The following is a 16,493-nucleotide window of genomic DNA, read 5'->3' as shown; positions in this document are numbered from 1 at the left end:
CAAACAATAATAAAATATTAGTATAATAATAAAATACTATTAAAGATTGGATATACTGAGATATTGGGGGTTTGAATAAAAAATAATGTTATAAATTTTTAAAAGAACTTTTTACTAAAAGTATACTTAGCAAACTAGCAATCACTATAAAAATAATATAAATATAAAAATACTTCTCATATATAAAATTAACAACAAAGGGTGTTAAAAAACCTAAAATCGCATAAGAGATATTATAAGCAAAAGAAAGACCACTTGATCTTAACTCTGTAGTAAAAATTTGAGTCATAAAAATAGGAGCAAAAGCTATAATGCCTTGCGCAAAACAAGCAAGCAAATAAAATGATAAAAACCACTCATTATAAAAGCTAAAACTTATGCCAAAAGCTCCAAAAACCACAGTAAAAATCAAGCAAATCCTAAAATGTCCTAAAAAATCCGCTAAATACCCTTGTGCTAAACTTCCTAGTATGATCATCACGATGGCCAAATTTTGATATAACAAAGCAGTAGTTTTACTAACTCCTAATAGTCTTTCAAAATATTGTGGCAGTATCATTAAAGTAGCTACCCCGCTTGTTAAAACCACAGTAAGTAAAGCGCATATTAACATACTTTTCTTGTGTGTTTTTAAAGCTTGTAAAAGTGGAAAATTTAAAATTTTTTCTTTCTCTTTTATGTTTTTAAAAGCTGGCGTTTCATTAAGCTTTGTGCGCAAAAATAAAGCTATTATGCCAAAAAATCCCCCTATAAAAAAAGGAATTCTCCAAGCAAAGCTTTCTACTTCTTCTTTATTAAAATACGCATATATAGTCAAAGTCGCTAAATTTCCAAGCAATAAACCTAAAGTTAAAGTCGCTGAAATAAAACCAAGTGCCAAACCAAGTCTTTTTTTACTCACAAATTCACTCACAAAAATCCAAGCACCACTCACTTCAGCTCCTATGGCTAGTCCTTGAGTTATCCGTATGATAAAAAGCATAAAAGTAGCTAAAAGTCCTATACTTTCATAAGTAGGTAAAAAGGCCAAAACAAAACTTGGCACGACCATTAAAAGCATACTGACATAAAAAACATTCTTACGCCCTTTAATATCTGCAAAATGTGCTAAAACAACAGCACCAAAAGGTCTAGCTAAATACCCTGCTCCAAAGGCTACATAAGTGTAGATTAATGGCCAAAAATCATCATTTTGAGGAAAGAAAATTTTTGCAAAAACACTTGCAAAGAAGATAAATAAAACAAAATCATAAAATTCCAAAATACCACCTAAGGAAGCATAGATGGTATTTTTAAAAGCTTTTTGCATTATTAAATTTTGCCACCTTCGATTACTACATCATCAGCTTTTATATCATCGCTAAAAAATGGCTTTAAAGTTTCATCATAAGCTTTGTGAAAAAACTGCTCATTTTGTAATTTTAAAATCAAATCATTGATAAATTTCAACATAGCTTCGTCACCTTTTTTTACAGCAGGAGCTATAACATCATGATTTCCAAGTTCTTTAATCACTACTTCAAAATTTGGATTTTCTTTAGCCCATGCAAAAAGCAATGCATTATCATGGCTTAGCGCATCGCCTCTTTTTCCGATTAAAGCTGCAAAGGTTTCTGTGTTTTGATCAAATTTAATCGTTTTAATTTCTGGCATATTTTTTGTAAAATACGCATCAGCTGTTGTACCTTTATTTAAAATCAAAGTTTTGTTTTTTAAATCATCTATAGTTTTAATATCCGATCCCTTAGGAGCCACTACCCCAAGAGCAACTTTCATATAAGGCAATGCAAAATCCACCACAGCTTCTCTTTCTGGAGTTTTAGTAAAATTTGCTAAGATTAAATCTACTTTATTTGACTCTAAAAACTCCACCCTATTTGCTGCTTCAACTAAAACAAATTGAATTTTAGACTCATCGCCTAAAAGTTCTTTTGCTATACGTTTAGCAAAATATACATCATAGCCTTGATTTTTCCCTTGTGCATCTAGATAACCAAATGGAGGTTTATCACCAAAAACACCTATACGGATTACACCTTGTTGTTTAATTTTTTCTAAAGAGTTTTCATTAGAATTTGAATTTGAGCAGGCGCTAAAAAAAAGTGCCATTAAAAACGATAAAAGAAAAATCTTTTTCATATTTTTTCCTTAATGATTGAAATTTAAATTTATAAACCTTATATTAATTTTTTTAACAAATCTTTTCTAAAATAAAATTAACGATGAAAATCAAACAAATTGAGAAATTTTTTCGCACGATCAGTTTTTGGATTTTCAAAAAATTCATCAGGCTTTGAAATTTCTACTATTTTTCCATCATCCATAAAAACTATTTTATCAGCAACTGCTCTTGCAAAACCCATTTCATGTGTAACTATAAGCATAGTCATACCATCTTTTGCTAAATTTAAAATCACATCTAAAACTTCACGCACGATTTCAGGATCAAGCGCTGCTGTAACTTCATCAAAAAGCATGATTTCAGGATTCATACAAAGGCTTCTAACTATAGCTATGCGTTGTTTTTGTCCACCACTTAATTCTTTAGGATAGGCTTTTAATTTATGTAAAAGCCCTACTCTATCAAGCCAGTATTTTGCTTCTTCTAAAACCTCTTCTTTTTTTCTTTTTTGCACCTTTAAAGGCCCTAAGAGTATATTTTGCTCCACATTTAAATGATCAAAAAGTTCATAAGATTGAAACACCATACCTATTTTTTGGCGAATTTGAGTCCATTTTTTATAATTTTTATCAATTTTTTCATCATCTACAAAAATAGCCCCATCAGCCATTTCTTCTAAACCATTAATACATCTTAAAAGTGTAGATTTCCCACAACCACTTGGACCTAGTATAACCACTACTTCTTTTTGATTTACTTCTAAATTTATATCTTTTAAAACATGATGATCATCATAGTATTTTTGTAAATTTTGTATTTTTAAAATGCTCATATTAGCTCCATTTTTTCTCTAAAAACTTTGAATATACCGACAAAGGATAGCAAAGTATAAAATAAATCAATAAAATCAAACCATAAATCACAAAAGCAGCATAAGAATTTTGAAATAAATTTAGCTCAATCACTTGTTGGCCTACTTTAATAAGCTCTATGCCACCGATTAGATAAATCACTGAAGTGCTTTTAATAATTCTTGTAAAAAGATTAATACTCATTGGTAATAATCTTCTTAAAGATAAAGGTATAATGATAAAAAGATAAACTTCAAATTTATTAAAACCTAGTGAAAGTCCTGATTCATACTGGTGTTTTGGTATGCTTGCTAAAGATGATCTAACCAAATCCATCATCTCAAACACGCCCCAAATACTAAAAACAATAATACTTGAACCCAAAGCACCCAAATGCCATCCAAACCATTTCGCCAAGCCAAAATGCACTATAAAAAGCCAAACAATCAAAGGCATAATACGTACAAATTCAAGCATAAAACGACAAAAAGCATAAAGGATTTTATTTTTAGAATGCATTAAAATTCCAAAAAATACTCCTCCAATAAGTGAAATCAAAACACTAATCAATGAAAGCTCTAAAGTAACCTTTAAACCTTGTGCTAGTCTAAAAAAGGTATCTTGATTTAAAATTTCAAACATAATTTAACCTTTTTTCTATACGGTTTAACACTAAAGATAAGGGTAAAATCAAAATCAAATAACAAAGCACCAAAGCAAATAATGCTTCATTACTTTTATAATAAAGTCCTATAAGATCTTTAGCCACATATACTAAATCCGCTAAAGCAATAATGCTTACTACAGAAGTTTCTTTGAGTAAAAAAATGATATTTGCGCTAATACTTGGCATAGCTATACCCAAAGCTTGAGGCATGATCACATAGCGAAAATTTTGCCATTTACTCAAACCCAAAGAAAGTCCTGATTCATATTGTTGTTTTTTCACCGCTTCCATACCTGCTCTTAAGCTCTCAGCCATATAAGAACCACCTAAAAAACTAAGTCCTATCACAGCACAAGCAAAAGAACTAAGGTGTATTCCAAACTCAGGCAAAGCATAATATAAAAAGAAAAGTTGAATTAATAAAGGTGTATTTCTTGAAAATTCTATGTAAATTTTACAGATTGTATTTAAAAAAGAAAATTTAAAATAACTTACTCCCACACAAAATAAACCTACTAAAAATGAAAAAAATACTCCATAAATAGCAAGTTTTAAAGTAAGCCAAGAAGCTTGTATAAACATAGGGCTAAACTTGATTAAAAAATCAAAATCCATAAAACCTTCCATACTTTAAATACAATATTGTAACAAATAAGACTTAAAAAGACTTAATTAAATTTTGCATTTTTTCTTTATTTAAAATTGCTATTTTACCTTTATTTGTGCAAATAAGCTCATTTTGTTTTAATTCTTTTAAAAAACGCGACAAAGATTCTGGAGGTAAATTTAAAATCACAGCAATTTCTTTTTGCTTTAAATTTTGTAATTTTTCTTCATTTTCTAGTAAAAAGCTGACTAGTCTTGACTTTAAATCCAAAGATTTTTGTCTGATGAAATTTTCTAAAATTCGAATTTTACCGATTAAAGAAGTCAAAAGTAAAAAGCTAAATTCTCCATTTTCTAAGCATAATTTTTTAAATTCATCAAAATCAAAAACACAAATTTCACAATCTTGCTCACAAATTGCATTAGCTGGGTAATTAATACCCTCAAACACAGGCATTTCAGCTATAAAATTTACCGGAGTTAAAGTGTGAAGTGTTAACTCAAAACCTTTTGCATTCACCTTATATATACGCACTTTTCCACTTAGTAAAATGTAAATTTTATTTGCTTTTTCACCTTGAAAAAATAAAATATTCCCTTTGTTAAAACGTTTTTTCTTGCCTTTAGAAATTAAAATTTCAAAGTGTTTATCCATTTTCTTTTTCCATATTTTTGATACTTTCTTTTGCTTTTAAAACTAACTCTTCATCATCTGCAAAATCAAAGAATTTAAAATGATTACCATGTTGTACTCTACCATCTAGCAAATCCCCGCTTAGTCTATTTTTTAAATCAAGCTCAGCTATTTTAAATCCATCTAAAGTTTTAGCAAATTCAAGCAAACGACTTGAAATTTCTTTTTGCTTAGTATATAAATAACAAAAGCTCTCAAGCCCTACTCTACCTACCCTACCTCGAAGCTGATGTAAGGTAGCAAGCCCAAGCCTTTCAGCCCCAACAACCACAATCACACTAAGTCTTGGCAAAGAAATCCCCACTTCAACCACGGTAGTAGAAAGCAAAATCGTGCCTTTTTCTCTAAATTCTTGTAAAATTTGATCTTTATTTTTATCTTTTCCATGAGTTACATAAACATTTTTGTATTTGTTTATCCAGTATCCTTGTGCTTGTTCTAATGATAAATAATCTATATTTTCACTTTCATTTACTAAAGGATAAATGATGATTACTTGATGATTTTTAACTAGCTCATCATCGATTTTTTTAAGCAAATATTTAAAATCTTTATCTTGTATACAAAAAGTCTTAATGTCTTTTTTAAAAGGCATTTGTTTAATAAAACTAAAATTTACAAGCTCACTTTGTATCATAGAAAGTGTTCTTGGTATAGGTGTGGCAGAAAATTGCACGATATGTGGAGCATATTGAGAATTTTTACTAAGCTCACTTATTTTTTGTCTTTGATTAGAACCAAAACGGTGTTGCTCATCTATCATCACCAAAACTGCTTCAAATTCTTCTTGATGAATGAGCGCATGTGTGCCTATGATAAAATGAGCTTGTTCTTTTAATTTTGCTAAATCTTTATCTTTTTTACCACCTTTTAAAAGCAACACATTAACAAAATCAGGCAAAAGTCTTTTTGCTTCATGATAAATTTGCTCTGCTAATATACTAGTTGGAGCCATTAAAATAGCCTTTTTAGGATACACTAGCAAACTTGCAGCAAGTATGACCAAAGTCTTGCCACAACCCACATCGCCCATTACCACACGCCTTTTAGCAACTTTATTTTGTAAGTCTTTTTTAATATCTTCTATCGCCAAAAGCTGATCATTTGTAGGGTTAAATTCTAAACCATTAAGCCAAGAGCTTATATCGAAAAGATCTATTTTATAAGCATTTTGTGATATTTTTTTACCCTTTAAACGCCTTAAATGATTAAAAATTTCTATATATTTTAAATCTTTAACTATGGCGTTAAAATTTTCATAAAGAGTTAAATCATCATAATTGTGTAAATTCAAAAGTAAATTAATGTATTTTTGTTCTAAATTTAGCGCTTTTAAATTAGCTTCATTGACATATTTTAAGATAAGTTTTTTTATGCTTTCATCTTTAATAGAGCTAATTTGGTATTTAGGGACTATTTGACCTATATTTTTTACTATTTTTGGGTTTATAAACTGCCAAATTCCATTAAAAAAATTCATCTTTGCATGGATACAAACCAAAGCATTATGCTTAAAAATTTTAAAATGCCACTTATTAGGATGAAAGATCACTATATTTGCTTTGATACCCCATTCTAAACATTCACAAAGTATAAAAAGCTGGGAGTGATGATTTTGGGTGCTGATAATTTTTACATTTTGGGTACAAAATGTATCTTTTGGAAACTTTGAAATTCTAAAATCATCAAATTTTTTAGGTAAAATCAAAGCCAAATCGATACAATTTTTAACCCCTAAAGTATGAAGTAGTTTTAAATCCTTTTCTTCAACTTTCATTTTCTATACTTGCAAAACTCACTTTGGTAATTTCACTATGTGCTTTGATAAAGTCATTTAGCTCATTTAAAGTAGTGTTTTTAATCTTTTGCATTTCTTCTTTTAAATTTCCAAGTTTTAAACCATGCAAATACTCATTTAACATTATATCTAGTCTTTTAGCCAAGCTTTCATATCTTAAAGGCATAGAACCTACTAAAAATTGCTTAGCTAGTTGAAATTCTTTTTCATTGACTCCATTTTGGACAAAATTTTCAAAAACTTCCTTAACTAAAGTTTTAGCCTCATTAGAACTTTCATTTTTAGTTTGCAAATACCCAAAAACTCTACTATAATTTAAATTTACATCAAGCATAGCATATGCTGAATACGCCAAGCCTCTTTTTACACGCACTTCCTCCATCAAACGCGAACCAAAACCACCTTGACCCAAGATAAATAAAGCAAGTTTAGCTAAATATATTTTTTCATCATTAATTTGTATATTAAATGGAGAACAAAAGTATATATAAGCTTGCTCAGTGCTTTTTTGCTCACTTACTTCTATACTCTCATCAACGAGCTTGTAGCTTTTGTTTTGATTTGGGACATTTCTTTTTAGAATTTGGCAAATTTTTTCTACTTTAATCTTTGCTTCATCTTCTTTAATATCTCCACCAAAAACAAATAAAGCATTATCAAGTACTAAATTTTCACTCATAAAATCTTGTAATTCTTTTAAACTAATCTTTTCTATGCTTTCTTTAGTCCCATCAAGACCACTAGCAAAAATTTCATCTTTGAAAATATTCTTATTTAAAAGTCTTTTTGCTTGATAATCATAATCAGTATTTAAACTTGCAAGCTCACCCAAGGCTAAAGTTTTTAATCTTTGTAAGATTTTTTCATCAAAACGCACATTTAAAAACAATTCTTGTAATTTTTCTAAAGCAAAATCAAAATGTTCTTTCAAGCATTTAATACTAATTTGAAAATGCTCAAAACTAGCCTTAGCATAAAGCTCTATAGCACGGTATTCTAAGCTTTTAAAAAACTCATCACTACTTCCTTCATTTAAAAGCCTAGCAAGCATACTTGCACAACCTCTATTGTGTTTTTCTGCTATTTTTCCACTATTTTTAAAAATGAGTTTGAAAAATACTACAGGAAGCTCGTTTTCATACTCATATATTATGTCTATTTTAGTATTATTAAAGTCTAAATTTAGCATTAAAACCTTTCTAAAATATTATAAGCTGTATCGCGTTTAGCAGGTAATTCTCCTATATCTTTGATAAGTTCTATCATTTGTTCTTGATTCATTCTATATTTTGCACCCGCTGCAGCTACGACATTTTCTTCCATCATGGTTGAACCTAAATCATTTGCACCAAATTTTAAAGCAAGTTGGCCTATCAAAGAGCCTTGTGTTACCCACGAACTTTGTAAATTTTTAAAATTATCCAAATATAATCTTGCTAAAGCTAGCAATCTTAAATACCTATTAGAGCTTTGCTTGATGATTTCAGGATGTTTTTTAATCAAAGGAGTATTTTCGCTTTGAAATGACCATAAAATAAAAGCTCTAAAACCATTTGTTTTATCTTGTAAATTTCTTAAATGATCAAAATGTTCAATGATTTCTTCATCATTTTCAACCGTACCAAACATCATTGTAGCAGTACTTTTCATACCTATATTATGCGCACTCTCATGCACCCTAAGCCAAGTAGCTGTGTCACATTTGTGTGGTGCGATGATATCTCTTACCCTATCGCTTAATACTTCAGCACCCGCTCCAGGTATAGAAAAAAGTCCTTTAGCTTGTAATCTTTTTAAAACCTCTTCGATAGAAATTTTAGAAACTCTTGCTATATAAGCTATTTCTACTGCTGAAAAACCATGCACAGTGATGGTTGGATAATTAGTTTTTATATAAGAAAGCAAGTCTTCATACCATTCTATTTTAAGTTTTGGATGCACCCCACCTTGAAATAAAATTTGCGTTCCACCTATGGCTTGTAATTCTTCTATTTTTTGCCCTATTTCTTCGTATTTTAAAATATAAGAATCATCATCTTTTTCTTTTCTACAAAAAGCACAAAAATCACAATCAATACAGCAAATATTTGTATAATTTATATTTCTATCCACCACAAAAGTAGTTATTTTTTCAGGGTGAAGCTCTAATTTTTTCTCATATGCCATTGCGCCTAATTCGCATAAAGGTGCATTTTGGAGTAAATTTAATGCTTCATTTTTACTTAATCTATTCATTATTAACCTTTTTTATAAAAAAGAATTATTATAGCATTTAAATGTAAAATAATCTTAAAAACGATATAATCAAGCCCTTTAATTTCATATATTCATAGGATACTCATGACTTATAGGTCTTTACTTAAAAATAATAAAACTTTTCGCCTTTTAGCAATGGTACAATTTATAAGTTATTTTGGTGCATGGTTTTCTCAAGTAGGTGTTTTTACCCTCTTAACCAAAGAGCTACAAGCGCCCGCAAATATCATAGGTTTTTCAGCTATTTTTGTTTTTTTACCTTCTATTATACTTGCACCTATAAATGGAGTTATAGTAGATAGATTTAAACCTAAGAATTTATTACTGACAATGATTAACATTGAGATGATTTCTATTTTTATGTTAATTTTTGTAAATTCTTTAGCTATGCTTTGGTTTTTATACTTTTTAACCTTTGTGCGTATGGCGGTTGCAAGCATGTATTTTCAAACAGAAATGTCAGTTTTACCTAAAATTTTAACCCCACAAGAATTAAAACTAGGCAATGAGCTTCATAGTATTATATGGGCTGTATCATATGCTTTGGGTATGGGTGCAGCAGGACTTTTTATAGATCTTTTTGGAGTAAAACCAGCTTTCATAGCTGATACTTTAATGCTATTTTGTGCTATGCTTATACTTAAAACCTTAATCTTACCCGATGAAAAAAATACCACACAAAACAATCTTTTTATATTAATCAAAGAAGGCTTAGTTTATGTATTTAACAATAAAAAAATCATTCATTTGATTTTACTTCATGGAGTTGTAGGGATAACCGCTTATGATGTTTTAATTACTCTTTTAGCTGAATATGAATACGCAAAAGTTATTTCCATACCTCTAGCCATAGGTCTTTCAAATGCTATAAGAGCCATATCTTTACTCATAGGACCTTACGTACTTAGTCCTTATATTAATAAAAACACTTTAGTATATTTATACTTAGCGCAAGGTATGGGTATAATGCTTTGGGCTTGCTTGCAATTTAACTTTTATCTTGCCTTTATAGGCTTAGTAATGGCAGGTTTTTGTACTTCATCTTTATGGAGCTATACTTACACACTTTTGCAAAATGATTGCGATAAAAGATATTATGGTAGAGTGATTGCCTATAATGATATGGTGTATTTAACTTTTAGTGCAATTATTGCTTTTTCAACAGGATATTTATTTGAATTTTATGGAGTAAAATTAAGCCATTTTACTTTTGGCTTAGGAGTATGTTTTATCTTTGCGGCGATTTATTGGTGGTGGTTTAATAAAAAATATAATTAATCCACCTTAGAATAATAAACCCCACCCGCTGAAAAGTTTTTTTCAAAATACGCTGTTTCAGGTACAAGATCTGATTTTCCTGGGTATATTCTACCCTCTCTATTCAATATCCTATGGAAACGCTCCATTAGTCTTATTTTGAAATCTTGATCAAAATAAATCATCATATTTCTTGAAAAAATTACATCAAATTTTCCAAGTTTAAATAAAGAATCATCAAAAACATTACAAAGCTCAAAACGACATCTACAAGCTAAAGTCTCTTTTTTAAGCTGATACATTCTATCTTTTACATCAAAATAACGCGTTTTTTGCATAGTGTTTAATCTAGCTACTGAGCGCTCTGAATATAACATTTCATTGCATTTATCTATCATTTTTTTATTAATATCTATACCAACTATATTCATACCTTTAACAAAATTCTCACTTGCTAAAATAGCTAAAGAATACACTTCCTCACCACTTGAACATGGAGCACAAAGCACATTTACAGGTCGATCAAGAGATTTTATATAAAAAATTACATCTTTTAATTGTTCTAATTCTCTAAAAAAATATGTCTCACAAACTGTAATAAAATCCATAGTTTCTTGCTTTAAATTTCTTTGAAACTGCACTTTTTCATTTAATTCACTAAGACTGCTTAAACCTAATTCTTGTAAAAATTTAGGTAGCTTTATAGATAAAATATCTTTTTTAGTATTAAGATTATTTCCACTTATTTGCTCTACTATTTTTATAAAATCATTCATTTCATTTTCTGTAATTTTTATCATCTTTCCATCCTATGATTTGATAAAATTTATTATTTCTTTTTTGAGTTCTATTAAACTCATAGGTTTTAAATTTGGATTAGTATCTCTAGCTTTTTTTGGCATTCCATATACTATAGAATCTGCCTCATTTTCACATAAACACCTCACACCAACTTTATAAAGCTCAAATAAAGATTTAGCACCATCATCACCCATTCCTGTCATAATCAAAGCTAAAATTTTATGATATTTGCAAAGATTTACAGCTGAATGAAATAAAACATCAATTCCTGGATTAAAACTACTTGTTTGCTCTGTAGTATTTAACACCAAAGCATTATTTCCACTTAAAACCATATTTCTTTGACAAATATAAATTTTATTTTTTAAAACTTCTTTGTCATTTGGTATGATCACATCACTTTTTGCTTCTTTGTTGAATTGATTTACAAAAGAAGGAATAAAAGCTGGGTTCATATGTTGGGCAATCACTACCGCACAATCTTTAAGTTCTATATCATTAAGTAAAAACTTTAGTTGGCTTGGACCGCCCGTTGAAGAACCAATCAAAATAAGCTTCATTTTTTACCTTAAGTTTAGTATTATTATATCAAATTAAATATTTGAAAATATTAAAAAATAATTATATACAAGAAAGAAAAATTTTAATTAAATATGATAAAATTAATACTTTAAATTTCAAATGATAAGTGATTATTAAATGTTAAGAGAAAAAATTTACATAGCAAGTGATCATGCTGGCTTTATTTTAAAGCAAGAAATTATCAATTTTTTACAAGAAAAAAATATAAGCTTTGAAGACTTAGGTCCTTTTAGTAACGATCGTTGTGATTATCCTGATTATGCACATTTATTAAGCTCTAAAATTAATGAAAATAGTTTTGGAATTTTAGTGTGTGGATCAGGTATTGGTATGAGTATAGCAGCAAATCGCCATACAAATATACGTTGTGCTTTATGCAATGAACCTTTAAGTGCTAAACTCTCAAGAGAACATAACGATGCAAATGTTTTAGCCTTAGGAGCTAGACTAACCGGAGTAGATATGGCTTTTGAAATTATCTCAAATTTCATTAATACTTCTTTTAGCGGTGGAAGACATTGCGTGCGAATTAGTAAAATAGAGGCAAAATTATGATTTTAAGTTGGCTTGTATTAACTGTATTAATTTGTGTTAGTATTTATATGACTATTATGTTGCTTTATTATAAAACCTTACTTCATAAAGAAAAAGTAGCAAAAGAATTCATAAAAAATAATCTTGATGATACTGAAATAGTCATTAGAAAATTACAAGTACAACTTCAAAGAAGCTTGGGTAATATTGATATTTTAACTGAGGAATTAAACAAAAGCAAAGCAGACCTAACCTCTCTTAGAACAAGAAATTCACAATATCGTATCGAAAATGAAAAATTAAGACAAAGAATCAAAGAATTAGAAGCAAAAATCGAGGCATTATTATGATGAAAGAACAAGATAAAAAATACTTATTAGATAGCATTAGAGCTATTAAGGATTTTCCAAAAGAAGGAATTATCTTTAGAGATATCACTACTTTATTAAATAATAAAGAAGCATTTGCATTTTTAATGGATCATTTAGTTGAAAAATACCAAAATGCAAAACTTGATTATATCGTTGGTATAGAAAGTAGAGGTTTTATTTTTGGAGCTGCACTAAGTGCTAGATTAAAACTACCTTTTGTGCCTATTAGAAAACCAGGTAAATTACCTTCAAAATGCTTGCAAGAATCTTATAGTTTAGAATATGGTAGTGATACCATAGAAATTCATATCGATGCATTTAATAATCAAAAAGCAAACGTTTTGCTCATAGATGATCTCATCGCAACAGGTGGCACAGCTATCGCTGCTGTTAAACTCATAGAAAAACTCAATGCAAAATGCGTTGAAGCTTGTTTTTTACTAGAATTAAAAGGTCTTGATGGAGCTAAAGAATTAGCTAAATTAACTTCTGTTTATAGTGTTTTAGAGGTATAAAATGGAAGAATTTTTAAAACAACTTTTGTATGATTATAAAAACTGGGCTTATATCATCGTGTTTTTATGGTGCATACTTGAGGGAGAACTTGCGCTTATTTTAGCAGGTATTTTTGCACATGAAGGTCATGTAAATTTAGGATTTATCATCTTTGTAGCAGGTTTGGGTGGTTTTGTAGGTGATCAAATATATTTTTATATAGGAAGATATAATAAAAAATACATTCAGAAAAAACTTCGCACCCAAAGGCGTAAATTTGCCATAGCGCATTTACTCTTACAGCGTTTTGGTTGGCCTATTATATTCATACAAAGATATATGTATGGCTTTAGAACTATTATACCTATGAGCATAGGACTAACACGCTATAGTGCGAAAAAATTTGCATTTATTAATCTCATTAGTGCTTGGGCTTGGGCTGCTATAACCATTTTACTTGCATGGTTTTTTGGAAAACAAATTTGGCTTGCAGTGGAATGGGCTGGAGATCACTGGTATTTTGCAGTGCCTATTATTGCTTGTTTTTTACTTGCTTTATTTTTAGGTATGAAACAAATAGAAAAATCAATACTTAGAAAAAGGGAACATAAATGATTTTTAATTTTAAAGAAGAAACTATAAATTCTATAAATGCTGACTTTGAAATCATTTTAATACAAGATAAAAAGATAGAAAAATACACTCAAAGTCAAGAACTCTTTAAACTTTTAAATTATAAAGGCGAAGGAATTTGCATAGATATGCAAAATAAAATTCTTTATAGCGAACTTAAAAGTTTAGAATATGAAGATATAAGACTTGCTTTTGCAAATGCTTATAAAGCTTTAAAAAAACTTGAAATTCAAAGTGTTAAAACAAAGAGTGTTGTAGGAAAATGCGTAGTAAATAGCTTTAATGCTATGATTCAAGGATTTACTTTTGGTGCGTATGAGTTTGATAAATATAAAAAAGAAAAAACACAGAGTAAGTTAGAGAATATTTTCATTTCAAAAGATGAAATTAACAACAAAACATATAACCTAGAAGAAGCTTGCATAGGTATAAACTATGGTCAGGTTTTTTCAAATGCTTGTGATTTTGCAAAAAATATCGTAAATGAAATTCCTCAAATTTATACTCCTGCAAAAATGGCTGAGGATGCTCTTAGCTTAAGTCAAAATGATTGCAAGATTTCATGTAAAATCTATGAGAGTGATTTCTTAGAGCAAGAAAAAATGCAAGCATTTTTAGCGGTAAATCGTGCATCAATCCATCCTCCAAAACTCATTCATCTTTCATACAAACCACAAAATCCAAAAATGAAAGTAGTGTTTGTAGGCAAAGGACTAACTTATGATAGTGGTGGGCTTAGTTTAAAACCTGCTGATTATATGCTAACGATGAAATCAGACAAAAGCGGCGGTGCAGCGGCAATGGCCATCATCAAAGGCGCAAGTGAATTAAACCTTGATATAGAAGTACATTCTATCATCGGTGCAACTGAAAACATGATAGGTGGAAATGCTTACAAGCCTGATGATGTACTCATCTCAAGAGAAGGTGTGAGTATCGAGGTTAGAAATACCGACGCAGAAGGAAGATTAGTTTTAGCAGATTGTCTTTCGCTTGCTCAAGATCTAAAACCTGATTTATTAATAGATCTTGCCACTCTAACTGGAGCTTGCGTAGTAGGACTTGGAGAATACACAAGTGCTATCATGGGAAATAATGAAGATTTACAAAATGATTTTTTCAAAGTAAGTAAAAAAAGTGGAGATTTAGCTACTATTTTACATTTTAATCCACATTTAAAAGAACTTATAAAATCAAATATAGCAGATGTAAGTAATACCTCTTCAAGTCGTTATGGTGGGGCTATTACTGCAGGGTTATTTTTAAATTCTTTCATTAGAGAAGAATATAAAGACAAATGGCTACATTTAGACATCGCAGGGCCAGCTTACTTAGAAAAAGCTTGGGGTTATCATAGCTTTGGTGCAAGTGGAGCAGGTGTTAGAATGTGCCTTTCATATTTACTTTATCTTTCAAGGAAACAAAAATGAGTTTATCAGTTGGTATAGTAGGACTTCCAAATGTTGGAAAATCTACCACTTTTAATGCACTAACAAGAGCACAAAATGCAGAAAGTGCAAATTATCCATTTTGTACCATAGAGCCAAACAAAGCAGTCGTACCTGTACCTGATCATCGCTTAAAAGAGCTAGCAAAAATCGTTAATCCACAAAAAATCATACGCTCAAATATAGAATTTGTTGATATAGCAGGCTTAGTAGCAGGAGCTAGCAAAGGTGAGGGTTTGGGTAATAAATTTTTATCTAACATACGTGAAACAGAGATGATTTTACATATTGTGCGTTGTTTTGATGATGAAAATATCACCCATGTTGCAGGTAGTGTTGATCCTGTGCGTGATGTGCAAATCATAGAAACAGAACTTATACTAGCAGATATAGAACAACTTAGTAAAAAAATAGAAAAACTCACCAAAGGCGCAAAAGCTAATGAAAAAGGTGCAAAAGAAAGTTTGGCTTTAGCTAATGAGCTTTTAGAACATTTAAATCAAAACAATAGTGCAAGCTCATTTCCAAATAAAAATGAAGTCTATCATGCTCTTATAAAAGAACTAAGATTGCTTTCAGCTAAGGAAGTGATATATGGGGCAAATGTAGATGAGAATTCCCTTTTAGAAGATAATGAATTTGTAAAAAATCTTAAAGAATTTGCAGCAAAATCAGGTCATGAGGTTATCAAACTTTGCTCTAAAATAGAAGAGGAAATGATAGCTTTAAGCGATGAGGAGCATTTTGAGTTTTTAAAATCTTTAGGGATTGAACGTAGTGGGCTTGAAGTAGTTATACGCACAGCATTTTCAAAGCTTAATCTAATTAGCTATTTTACAGCAGGTCAAATAGAAGTTAGATCATGGACTATACAAAGAGGCTGGAAAGCACCAAAAGCAGCAAGTGTAATCCATAATGATTTTGAAAAAGGTTTTATCAAAGCTGAAGTGATTTCTTATGAAGATTATATCGCTTGCAAAGGAGAAAGTGGCGCTAAAGAAGCAGGAAAACTACGTCTTGAAGGAAAAGATTATATCGTACAAGATGGCGATGTAATGCATTTTAGATTTAATGTTTAATAAAATTTGCAAGCTATTTCAAGCTTGCAATCTCAAAAATACACCCCTCCACTTAAATACAATTTCATTCTATGATCATCATCGTATTTATACTGATGAACAGCTCTTGCTGCATCAAGCTTTATATAATACTCATTAGTTTTATTATAAAGTACTTGCAAACCTACTGCATCTAAAAAATGCTCATCTGCTAATCTACTCCCTGAGTCTTTTTCATACCAAGCATAACCTATATCATAAAAAGGAGTAAAATAAAAATTAGTATTTGGTATATTTATTCTTATACCAAAGTTAGCTAT

At 29.8% G+C, this 16,493-nt stretch carries 18 protein-coding genes and 1 pseudogene; 7 read left to right on the top strand and 12 right to left on the bottom strand.

What is annotated here, in order from left to right:
* Positions 1-88: 88 nt before the first annotated feature.
* The 9 genes from L8U98_RS07700 to L8U98_RS07660 all read right to left on the bottom strand — a co-directional run bounded on the left by L8U98_RS07700 (position 89) and on the right by L8U98_RS07660 (position 8,973).
* A complete protein-coding gene (locus tag L8U98_RS07700) occupies positions 89-1,309 on the bottom strand; it encodes an MFS transporter (protein WP_263725447.1) in 1,221 nt (406 codons plus the stop codon).
* A gap of 2 nt (positions 1,310-1,311) precedes the next feature.
* Entirely contained in the window at positions 1,312-2,139 is an 828-nt protein-coding gene (locus L8U98_RS07695; protein WP_263725448.1) for a cysteine ABC transporter substrate-binding protein, read from the bottom strand.
* A 77-nt stretch (positions 2,140-2,216) separates the two neighbouring features.
* Positions 2,217-2,954: a pathogenesis-associated glutamine ABC transporter, ATP-binding protein gene (locus L8U98_RS07690; RefSeq protein WP_039618156.1), complete on the bottom strand. Its 738-nt coding sequence runs from the start codon at positions 2,952-2,954 to the stop codon at positions 2,217-2,219.
* A 1-nt stretch (position 2,955) separates the two neighbouring features.
* Positions 2,956-3,615 (bottom strand): amino acid ABC transporter permease, encoded by a 660-nt coding sequence (locus tag L8U98_RS07685; RefSeq protein ID WP_263725449.1) that lies wholly within the window; start codon positions 3,613-3,615, stop codon positions 2,956-2,958.
* A complete protein-coding gene (locus tag L8U98_RS07680; protein ID WP_263664277.1) occupies positions 3,608-4,255 on the bottom strand; it encodes an amino acid ABC transporter permease in 648 nt (215 codons plus the stop codon). The genes L8U98_RS07685 and L8U98_RS07680 overlap by 8 nt, the downstream gene beginning before the upstream one ends.
* A gap of 43 nt (positions 4,256-4,298) precedes the next feature.
* The gene (locus L8U98_RS07675; RefSeq protein WP_263725450.1) at positions 4,299-4,901 is read right to left on the bottom strand and encodes a Crp/Fnr family transcriptional regulator; all 603 of its coding nucleotides are present in this window, start codon (positions 4,899-4,901) and stop codon (positions 4,299-4,301) included.
* On the bottom strand, positions 4,894-6,717 hold the full coding sequence (gene recG, locus L8U98_RS07670; protein WP_263725451.1) for an ATP-dependent DNA helicase RecG: 1,824 nt from the start codon (positions 6,715-6,717) through the stop codon (positions 4,894-4,896). The genes L8U98_RS07675 and recG overlap by 8 nt, the downstream gene beginning before the upstream one ends.
* Positions 6,707-7,927 carry a M16 family metallopeptidase gene (locus L8U98_RS07665; protein WP_263725452.1) on the bottom strand — a complete coding sequence of 407 codons (1,221 nt, stop codon included), beginning with the start codon at positions 7,925-7,927 and terminating at the stop codon, positions 6,707-6,709. Before L8U98_RS07665 ends, recG begins: the two co-directional genes overlap by 11 nt.
* Complete coding sequence (locus tag L8U98_RS07660; protein WP_263703129.1) at positions 7,927-8,973, bottom strand: dehypoxanthine futalosine cyclase; 1,047 nt, start codon at positions 8,971-8,973, stop codon at positions 7,927-7,929. Before L8U98_RS07660 ends, L8U98_RS07665 begins: the two co-directional genes overlap by 1 nt.
* Before the next feature lie 105 nt (positions 8,974-9,078).
* On the opposite strand from L8U98_RS07660, the gene L8U98_RS07655 reads away from it, so the two are divergent.
* Positions 9,079-10,272, top strand: coding sequence for an MFS transporter (locus L8U98_RS07655; protein WP_263703131.1), 1,194 nt, complete (start codon positions 9,079-9,081; stop codon positions 10,270-10,272).
* On the opposite strand, the gene L8U98_RS07650 is transcribed toward L8U98_RS07655, so the two are convergent.
* Positions 10,269-11,051 carry a CheR family methyltransferase gene (locus L8U98_RS07650; protein ID WP_263664281.1) on the bottom strand — a complete coding sequence of 261 codons (783 nt, stop codon included), beginning with the start codon at positions 11,049-11,051 and terminating at the stop codon, positions 10,269-10,271. The genes L8U98_RS07655 and L8U98_RS07650 overlap by 4 nt on opposite strands.
* Before the next feature lie 9 nt (positions 11,052-11,060).
* Positions 11,061-11,612 (bottom strand): CheB methylesterase domain-containing protein, encoded by a 552-nt coding sequence (locus L8U98_RS07645; RefSeq protein ID WP_263679346.1) that lies wholly within the window; start codon positions 11,610-11,612, stop codon positions 11,061-11,063.
* A 139-nt stretch (positions 11,613-11,751) separates the two neighbouring features.
* On the opposite strand from L8U98_RS07645, the gene rpiB reads away from it, so the two are divergent.
* The 6 genes from rpiB to ychF are packed head-to-tail and all read left to right on the top strand — an operon-like array spanning position 11,752 to position 16,194.
* A complete protein-coding gene (rpiB, locus tag L8U98_RS07640; protein ID WP_257402895.1) occupies positions 11,752-12,189 on the top strand; it encodes a ribose 5-phosphate isomerase B in 438 nt (145 codons plus the stop codon).
* A complete protein-coding gene (locus L8U98_RS07635; protein WP_039618138.1) occupies positions 12,186-12,518 on the top strand; it encodes a hypothetical protein in 333 nt (110 codons plus the stop codon). The genes rpiB and L8U98_RS07635 overlap by 4 nt, the downstream gene beginning before the upstream one ends.
* Positions 12,518-13,054, top strand: a complete 537-nt coding sequence (gene apt, locus L8U98_RS07630; RefSeq protein ID WP_263683294.1) for an adenine phosphoribosyltransferase — start codon at positions 12,518-12,520, stop codon at positions 13,052-13,054. Before L8U98_RS07635 ends, apt begins: the two co-directional genes overlap by 1 nt.
* Position 13,055: 1 nt before the next feature.
* Positions 13,056-13,649 (top strand): DedA family protein, encoded by a 594-nt coding sequence (locus L8U98_RS07625; protein ID WP_263703136.1) that lies wholly within the window; start codon positions 13,056-13,058, stop codon positions 13,647-13,649.
* Positions 13,646-15,097: a leucyl aminopeptidase gene (locus L8U98_RS07620; RefSeq protein ID WP_263725453.1), complete on the top strand. Its 1,452-nt coding sequence runs from the start codon at positions 13,646-13,648 to the stop codon at positions 15,095-15,097. The genes L8U98_RS07625 and L8U98_RS07620 overlap by 4 nt, the downstream gene beginning before the upstream one ends.
* Complete coding sequence (gene ychF, locus L8U98_RS07615; protein WP_263679342.1) at positions 15,094-16,194, top strand: redox-regulated ATPase YchF; 1,101 nt, start codon at positions 15,094-15,096, stop codon at positions 16,192-16,194. Before L8U98_RS07620 ends, ychF begins: the two co-directional genes overlap by 4 nt.
* A gap of 32 nt (positions 16,195-16,226) precedes the next feature.
* On the opposite strand, the pseudogene L8U98_RS07610 reads toward ychF, so the two are convergent.
* A pseudogene (locus L8U98_RS07610) lies at positions 16,227-16,493 on the bottom strand (ShlB/FhaC/HecB family hemolysin secretion/activation protein); the annotation flags it as partial.

This window comes from Campylobacter sp. RKI_CA19_01128 (assembly GCF_025771175.1).
Lineage (GTDB): Bacteria > Campylobacterota > Campylobacteria > Campylobacterales > Campylobacteraceae > Campylobacter_D.
This window is presented reverse-complemented; position numbering and strand designations above follow the sequence as displayed.

Coding starts and splice junctions, on each gene's coding strand:
- L8U98_RS07650 (WP_263664281.1), bottom strand. CDS start 11,051: ATGATAAAAATTACAGAAAATGAAATGAATGATTTTATAAAAATAGTA.
- L8U98_RS07690 (WP_039618156.1), bottom strand. CDS start 2,954: ATGAGCATTTTAAAAATACAAAATTTACAAAAATACTATGATGATCAT.
- L8U98_RS07665 (WP_263725452.1), bottom strand. CDS start 7,927: ATGCTAAATTTAGACTTTAATAATACTAAAATAGACATAATATATGAG.
- L8U98_RS07660 (WP_263703129.1), bottom strand. CDS start 8,973: ATGAATAGATTAAGTAAAAATGAAGCATTAAATTTACTCCAAAATGCA.
- L8U98_RS07675 (WP_263725450.1), bottom strand. CDS start 4,901: ATGGATAAACACTTTGAAATTTTAATTTCTAAAGGCAAGAAAAAACGT.
- L8U98_RS07655 (WP_263703131.1), top strand. CDS start 9,079: ATGACTTATAGGTCTTTACTTAAAAATAATAAAACTTTTCGCCTTTTA.
- L8U98_RS07680 (WP_263664277.1), bottom strand. CDS start 4,255: ATGGATTTTGATTTTTTAATCAAGTTTAGCCCTATGTTTATACAAGCT.
- L8U98_RS07620 (WP_263725453.1), top strand. CDS start 13,646: ATGATTTTTAATTTTAAAGAAGAAACTATAAATTCTATAAATGCTGAC.
- L8U98_RS07625 (WP_263703136.1), top strand. CDS start 13,056: ATGGAAGAATTTTTAAAACAACTTTTGTATGATTATAAAAACTGGGCT.
- rpiB (WP_257402895.1), top strand. CDS start 11,752: ATGTTAAGAGAAAAAATTTACATAGCAAGTGATCATGCTGGCTTTATT.
- ychF (WP_263679342.1), top strand. CDS start 15,094: ATGAGTTTATCAGTTGGTATAGTAGGACTTCCAAATGTTGGAAAATCT.
- L8U98_RS07685 (WP_263725449.1), bottom strand. CDS start 3,615: ATGTTTGAAATTTTAAATCAAGATACCTTTTTTAGACTAGCACAAGGT.
- apt (WP_263683294.1), top strand. CDS start 12,518: ATGAAAGAACAAGATAAAAAATACTTATTAGATAGCATTAGAGCTATT.
- L8U98_RS07695 (WP_263725448.1), bottom strand. CDS start 2,139: ATGAAAAAGATTTTTCTTTTATCGTTTTTAATGGCACTTTTTTTTAGC.
- L8U98_RS07700 (WP_263725447.1), bottom strand. CDS start 1,309: ATGCAAAAAGCTTTTAAAAATACCATCTATGCTTCCTTAGGTGGTATT.
- recG (WP_263725451.1), bottom strand. CDS start 6,717: ATGAAAGTTGAAGAAAAGGATTTAAAACTACTTCATACTTTAGGGGTT.
- L8U98_RS07635 (WP_039618138.1), top strand. CDS start 12,186: ATGATTTTAAGTTGGCTTGTATTAACTGTATTAATTTGTGTTAGTATT.
- L8U98_RS07645 (WP_263679346.1), bottom strand. CDS start 11,612: ATGAAGCTTATTTTGATTGGTTCTTCAACGGGCGGTCCAAGCCAACTA.